The organism is Limnohabitans planktonicus II-D5 (assembly GCF_001270065.2).
Taxonomy (GTDB): domain Bacteria; phylum Pseudomonadota; class Gammaproteobacteria; order Burkholderiales; family Burkholderiaceae_C; genus Limnohabitans_A; species Limnohabitans_A planktonicus.
Window position 1 is genome coordinate 1 of record NZ_LFYT02000099.1, and the last position, 1,183, is coordinate 1,183.

The 1,183-nt window shown below is 64.2% G+C and carries 1 protein-coding gene and 1 pseudogene; both read right to left on the reverse strand.

What is annotated here, in order from left to right:
* The coding region (locus tag H663_RS41475) for a hypothetical protein (RefSeq protein ID WP_133240103.1) at positions 1-970 on the reverse strand (970 nt) is incomplete at its 3' end.
* Positions 967-1,183: pseudogene (locus tag H663_RS42100) on the reverse strand (hypothetical protein); the annotation flags it as partial. The pseudogene H663_RS42100 and the gene H663_RS41475, both read right to left, overlap by 4 nt.

Genomic DNA, 1,183 nt, shown 5'->3' on the forward strand with positions numbered 1-1,183 from the left:
CCTTGAGGTCGGTGGTCGAAGCCCCGACATGGGGCGTTGGCCAGCGCGGCGCTAATGTTGTGCCGTCCATGTCGGACTCTTCGAGTGCCGACCTACGGGGTCCTTGGCCGCATGCAGCAGGGCGATGTCCTTGTAGGTCGGTGGTCGAAGACCCCGACATGGGGCGTTGGCCATGCGTCGGACGCTCAATGTTGCTGCCGTCCATGTCGGACTCTTCGAGTACCGACCTACGGGGTCCGTGGCCGCATGCAGCAGGGCGATGTCCTTGTAGGTCGGCGGTCGAAGACCCCGACATGGAGTGGTGGCCATGCGTCGGATGCTCAATGTTGCTGCTGCACATGTCGGACTCTTCGAGTGCCGACCTACGGGGGGCGTGGCCGCATGCAGCAGGGCGATGTCCTTGTAGGTCGGCGGTCGAAGACCCCGACGTGGAGCGGTGGCCATACTTCGGACGCTCAATGTTGCTGCTGTCCATGTCGGACTCTTCGAGTACCGACCTACGGGGGTCGTTGCCGCATGCAGCAGGGCGATGTCCTTGTAGGTCGGCGGTCGAAGACCCCGACATGGGGCGTGTGTCACACCACAAACGCCGGATGTCCTGAAAGCTTACGTCGGACTCTTCGAGTACCGACCTACGGGGGGCGTGGCCGCATGCAGCAGGGGGATGTCCTTGTGGGTCGGCGGTCGAAGACCCCGACATGGGGCGTGTGTCACACCACAAACGCCGGATGTCCTGAAAGCTTACGTCGGACTCTTCGAGTACCGACCTACGGGGGGCGTGGCCGCATGCAGCAGGGCGATGTCCTTGTAGGTCGGCGGTCGAAGACCCCGACATGGGGGGGTGGCCATACGTCGGACGCTCAATGTTGCTGCTGTCCATGTCGGACTCTTCGAGTGCCGACCTACGGGGGGCTATACGAATGCGGTGCTTGTCATGGCGCTGCTCTTGTGGATGATGTGCTGCGTTCATGACTGGGCTCCTGACAAGGTCGGGCGTATCCAGTCGAGGGTCAAGGCACCTGCGCCAGACGGGCCGGGTGGCAGGGTCAGGATCAGGCGCACGCCGTCGGGCGGTGTGCTGCTGGCAGCGGAGCCGGTTGCAGGACCACTTGCCGGCGGGGGCGTGCCTGCTGTGTTGCCGGGTGAGCTTGTGGATGAACCCGGCGTGACCGCATCACTCGAC